The 5,451-nt window shown below is 37.2% G+C and carries 4 protein-coding genes; 1 reads left to right on the forward strand and 3 read right to left on the reverse strand.

Going from position 1 to position 5,451, the window contains the following annotated elements; all coding sequences use genetic code 11:
* Positions 1-135 precede the first annotated feature (135 nt).
* From AAAY30_RS11115 to AAAY30_RS11125, 3 genes are all read right to left on the reverse strand, one after another.
* The gene (locus tag AAAY30_RS11115; protein ID WP_186935812.1) at positions 136-648 is read right to left on the reverse strand and encodes a shikimate kinase; all 513 of its coding nucleotides are present in this window, start codon (positions 646-648) and stop codon (positions 136-138) included.
* Position 649: 1 nt separating this feature from the next.
* Positions 650-2,092 (reverse strand): pyruvate kinase, encoded by a 1,443-nt coding sequence (pyk, locus tag AAAY30_RS11120; RefSeq protein ID WP_295025732.1) that lies wholly within the window; start codon positions 2,090-2,092, stop codon positions 650-652.
* Positions 2,093-2,284: 192 nt separating this feature from the next.
* A complete protein-coding gene (locus tag AAAY30_RS11125) occupies positions 2,285-4,261 on the reverse strand; it encodes a CotH kinase family protein (RefSeq protein ID WP_337781874.1) in 1,977 nt (658 codons plus the stop codon).
* A 167-nt stretch (positions 4,262-4,428) separates the two neighbouring features.
* Here AAAY30_RS11125 and AAAY30_RS11130 point away from each other — a divergent pair, with 167 nt between their 5' ends.
* Positions 4,429-5,289 carry a cohesin domain-containing protein gene (locus AAAY30_RS11130; RefSeq protein WP_337781875.1) on the forward strand — a complete coding sequence of 287 codons (861 nt, stop codon included), beginning with the start codon at positions 4,429-4,431 and terminating at the stop codon, positions 5,287-5,289.
* The last annotated feature ends 162 nt before the right edge of the window (positions 5,290-5,451 follow it).

The following is a 5,451-nucleotide window of genomic DNA, read 5'->3' on the forward strand; positions in this document are numbered from 1 at the left end:
GAAAAGGTCGACCAAACTTTTATAATTAATTGGCAAATCAATTTGCTAAACCATAATTTACCAACATTTTAACAAAAATCGTTTTTAAAGCAAAAGGCAAAAAAGCACCGACTTTTCAAATCGGTGCTTAAATTATTACTTATGAAGATTTAATTTTTCCATAATTTTATCGACGGTTTCTTCAAGATTTGACGCATTCTCAAAATCAACGGTTACATCTGCATATTTTTCATAAAGAGGTGTTCTCTCTTTAAAAACATCGTTAAGAGTTTCGCCGTCTTTAAAAGCAATTCCCCTTGTCGCTACATTTGTAACTCTGCGTATGATTTCATCAATCGGCACATTAATATACACAACCGTACCGATTTTCTTCAAATGTTCCATACCTTCTGCGCTAAGTACCATTGAGCCGCCTGTTGCCACAACTGTTTTCTCGCAGTCAAGCTCTTTGCCTACTTGATTTTCAATTTTCAAGAAAGCATCATAGCCGTCCTGATCAAGTATCTTTTGCAGTTTTTTGCCTGTTTTCTTAGTAATAATCAAGTCTAAATCCACAAAAGAATATCCGCTGTATTTTGCAAGCAGAACACCAAGTGTACTCTTACCCGAACCAGGCATTCCTATAAGTATAATGTTATTGTTATTCATATTATAAAATCCTTACATTGAGAGAGTCTGTGCTTGAAGTAGGTGCAGTTCTGTTTGAAGAAATTACAACTACAATATCGCCCTTTTTAAAGTAGCCCGTGCTTAAAGCCTTTTCCATTGCCTGCTTTGTAATGGCATCGGAAGTTTTCTTTTCTTCACCGATAAGTGCTGTAATACCCCAATTAAGGCAAAGTTTTTTACAAACAAGCGAAGAGGTAACAACTGCAATTATCGGAACATTCGGGCGGAAATGTGTCATTGCTCTTGCAACTTTACCTGTAGCACTCTCAACAATAATAGCTCTTGCGCCAATCTGATGAGCAATATCTCTTGCCGCACGGCAAATACTGCCTCTGATTGGGTTGCTGTCCTGAATACTGTGATGTTCGATATAGTCTTTAAGAGCTGTAAACTCACCGTTCTGCTCTGCCTCAAAGCATATAGCGTCAAGAGCCTTAACACTTTCAACAGGATACTTACCTGCGGCAGACTCACCCGAAAGCATAACGGCGCTTGTACCGTCATATACAGCATTGGCAACATCGCTGATTTCAGCTCTTGTAGGACGAGGTGAAGAAGTCATACTCTCAAGCATTTGAGTTGCTGTAATTACATATTTACCTCTTGCAACGCACTTTCTGATAAGTGTTTTCTGAATTTCAGGAAGTTTGATAAACGGAATTTCAACACCCATATCGCCTCTGGCAACCATAATGCCGTCAGCGCAATCTATAATGGCGTCCATATCGTCAACACCGCTCTGATTTTCAATCTTTGCGATGATTTCAACATATTCAAATCCAAGGCTGTCGATAAAATCTCTTAATGTTTTAACATCTTCGTGTGTACGAACGAATGATGCGGCAACTACATTAGCGCCGTGAGAAAGACCAAATTCAATATCTTTTCTGTCCTGTGCACTGACATAAGGCATATTTATATGATAACCGGGAATATTAATACTCTTTCTGTTCTTAAGTGTACCGCCCTTAACTACTTTGCAAATGATTTCATTAGGAGTCATACTGTCAACAACCATTGAGATAAGACCGTCATCTAATAATAATTCTCTGCCTATTGCCGCTTTGCCGTCGGCATTGAACAAATCAATAAGCTTAGGGAAAGAAATTGCCACGCCTGTTTCGTCACCGACTTCTTTATTCTTGCAAAGGCTGAAAAGCTGACCTTCAATAAGTTCTATACTGCCGTTTTCAAATGTGCATACTCTTACTTCCGGACCTTTTGTATCAAGAAGAATTGACACAATTTTTCCGCTTTCGGCAATAGCTTCTTTGAGAACATTAAAAGTGTTTTCCAAATCGTCATATGCTCCGTGTGACATATTAATACGAGCAACATTCATACCTGCGTTGATCATCTCAAGCAAGGTTTCTTTATTGTTGCAGGCAGGACCAATGGTGCAGACAATTTTAGTCTTCCTCATAATAACCTCCATAATTAAATCAATACTATCCTCAATAATACCCAAAATTTTCACAAATACATTATATACCATTATCGTAAGTTTTTCAATAAATTTTGTGTAAATTTATAATTAAATAATAGAAATATGACTTTTAAAAATCAAAATACCGCTTGAAATCTTCCGAAATCAAGCGGTATAAAAATTTAAATTTTATTGTGCAATTATCTGCTGTAAAGATGTGACATCTCTCACATCAATAATTCCGTCTTTGTTTATATCAGCCATTTTTACACCTTCAATGTCAAGTGTTGCACTTTCTGCAATGTAAAGCTGAAGAGCCGTTGCATCACGAACATCTAAAATTCCGTCATTGTTAAGGTCATTTTCAATTCTTGGATTTGACGGTTCGTAGTCAGCATACATTTCGTTGCTAAGCCAAGCCGCACGGCTTGTAAGCCAATCGGCACAATAATTGTACTTTCCGTCAAAATCGTTGCTGTACTTTGTAACAGTATTGCTTACTGTATATTTGCCTGTGGAATAGTCAAAGGTAGCTACATTGAGTTTGCTGTGGTCTGCAATCCAGCTGCCTGTATTGAGCAACCAACCGCTCTTGTAGTTCATCTCTGCACTGCCCTTTAGGTAGTTATAATAAACATCAGATGAATAAATTTCTCCCTCACTTACTCCGCGTGACATAAATGTTTTGAGAGCCGGAACAAAGTCCTCAAACCAAACCTGCGGTGCAGCCTTAATAACATTTTTATTTCTCGAAATCAGATTCATAACATTGTTTGTGCTGTTGCTGTTTTTACCTTTATCTTTGTATTTGCACCACCAACCGCTGTACTGTTCATAGTCATTTACTCCTATATTTCCGAGATCCCATTCAACGCCCTTTGCGTTACCGAGCGAGTTATCGTAATCCCATACAGGAGAACCAAAGAATTTCCAATTGCCGTTTTCGTCCTGCTTATATGTAAAGTAAAGACTTGATACGCCCGAATCCCAGTTTTTGCCGAGTTCGTTTATAAGATAAATCTTTGTTACAGAATCAACATCGGCATAATCGGCAAGATTTTCAGTTGAATTTTTAATTGCATTGTAAAAAGAATCAAATTTGTTTTTTACATAATTTTTAACTTCGTTGTAGCCTTTGTCCCCCGGTGCAAGCTCGGGAGTTTTTAATGTAATCTTATTACCGCTTGATGAAGTGAAGTGATAATCATCATCAGTAGCACTTGCGTCAACCTCGCATACAAATTGGAAGTTTTCGTTGATTGAGCCGTCCTTGTTGAGGTAGCCTTTATCATCAATGTCACTTAAAAGATTTGTCTTACCTGTATCAATCTTTTGACACATCTGATATGAACCCCAATAATAGCCGTCTGAATAAAAATCAACATAACGGGAATCTGAGGCATACGGCATATCTACCGCATCAGAAAGGTCATATAAAAATCTGTTTCTTGAAAGAGAATCGTCCTGATAGTTTGCAAGCATAGAAAATTTCTTGCACTTATCCATCGAACCGATTGTTACATTATCCTTGAAAGTAATGTTGTAAGGCTTTTTAGCCTTGCCCCAGGTTGAGTTTCCTCTTCCCTTTATTTTCTTAACATCGGCAGTTTCAATTGTGCCGTCTGCATCAATAATTGCGGCTGTTGCGCTTGCGGAATTACTCTTATCACGATTAAGGTATGTGATAAGCTCCGTACCGTTACCGTCGGCATTGTCATTATTGATATATACGGCGGACTCTGCGGTTGATTTCATAAAAATCAAAGTAAAGTTTTTGCCGCCCGCATTTACCTTATACTCAACATTTGTATTGTACGGTACCGAACCCGACTTATGTGAATCAACAGTAACTCCGTTTATTGTAATCGGTGATGAATAAGCGTTGTAAATATCAACTTTTTCTCCGTTTGCCGAGGAAGGCAGGAAGAAATACTTTTTATTACTGTCTATTTCGTTAAAGTTCTCATCGTGTACACTTTGCCAACTAAGCCAAGCCTGTGTATCTTCAGAGTTTAAAACAGCGTGAGCATATAATGCGTCATATGTCTTAAATCCCGGTGTAGAAACGGTGGATTCGGTTGTCTGTGCCGCAAGAGCAGATACAGAAAAGCCTGTAGTAAGCATTACAGCAGAAAGTCCTACTGCAATAATTTTTGCTAATTTCAATTCAAACACTCCTAAAAATTCATTCAGTTTTCACATATCTATTATATCATAGAAAAAATTAAATTACAATGTCAAATTTTGCAAATTATTATTTAAATAATTACGCTTTATTTTTATAATATATTTTGCTATAATAGGAACAATAACATTAGATAAGGAATGATTTTATGAATAATTCAAAGCATAAAGCAAAGAGGCTTTCTGTTGCACTTTTGATTGCCTTACTTGCCGTTTCAACATCATTTGCAAGTGTAATGACAGGCTGCGGTAATAAAGATGAGAGTTCATCAACCGTTGCGACCGTAACAAGCACTGCTTCTGCCGCTGAAAACACAACTGTTGCAAACGACAAATCAGAAAGCGAAGTAACTTCTGAAAGCAGCAATTCACAAAGTTCGGGTTCTGAATCAAAGTCCGAGTCTGCTCAAAGCTCTGAAAAGTCAGAATCAAGCGGCTCTTCCGATTCATCAAAAGCAAACAGCAACTCTAACAATAATTCATCAAGCAAGGCTGCAAACAACAATTCAAACAACAATTCAAACAATAATTCAGGCAATAATTCGGGCAACAAATCAAATAACAATTCATCTGACAAAAACAACTCCGATGAAAAATCTAACGAAGATGTAACTCTTGACTTAAAGAAAGGTCAAACAATAACAGTTACCTACTCGGTTAAAAGCACTGTAGTTTTAACAAACTATCAGGCACAAATCACATATGATTCATCAAAATTAAAAGTTAAATCCGCTCTGCTCCAGAAACCAGCTACAACAAATGGTATTATCAATGCAAAAATAGCCGGAAAAATCAACTTAAACGGCTCTGACATAACCACAGGCTATGACTACACTAAAGGCGGAGAAATGGTTGTTGTAACTTTTGAAGCAACAGCTGACGGCTCATCAAAAGTAAACTGGTTATGGCAGTCTGCAAGCACTATTGATGAAAAAAACAATTTAGTTTATCATATTGATAATAACGGAAAATCAGACGGTACAGTTTCACTTTCAACATCTTATAAATAAAATGTTAAAAACTCTCGCTCGGGCGGGAGTTTTTTATGTTGGGGCAACATTAATAAATTTTGGTTTAGCGGAGTGTCGGTCGGGCATTGAAATTTAGCTAACGCTAAATTATCAGCAAAAGAACAAAAAAGTTTACTCAATTTTTTCAAAAATTGCGGGTTT

The sequence above is a fragment of the Ruminococcoides bili genome (genome assembly GCF_040093295.1).
Classification (GTDB): domain Bacteria; phylum Bacillota; class Clostridia; order Oscillospirales; family Acutalibacteraceae; genus Ruminococcoides; species Ruminococcoides intestinale_A.

Excerpts from the sequence above, each read along its gene's own strand:
- AAAY30_RS11115 (WP_186935812.1), bottom strand. The coding sequence starts at position 648 with ATGAATAACAATAACATTATACTTATAGGAATGCCTGGTTCGGGTAAG.
- pyk (WP_295025732.1), bottom strand. The coding sequence starts at position 2,092 with ATGAGGAAGACTAAAATTGTCTGCACCATTGGTCCTGCCTGCAACAAT.
- AAAY30_RS11130 (WP_337781875.1), top strand. The coding sequence starts at position 4,429 with ATGAATAATTCAAAGCATAAAGCAAAGAGGCTTTCTGTTGCACTTTTG.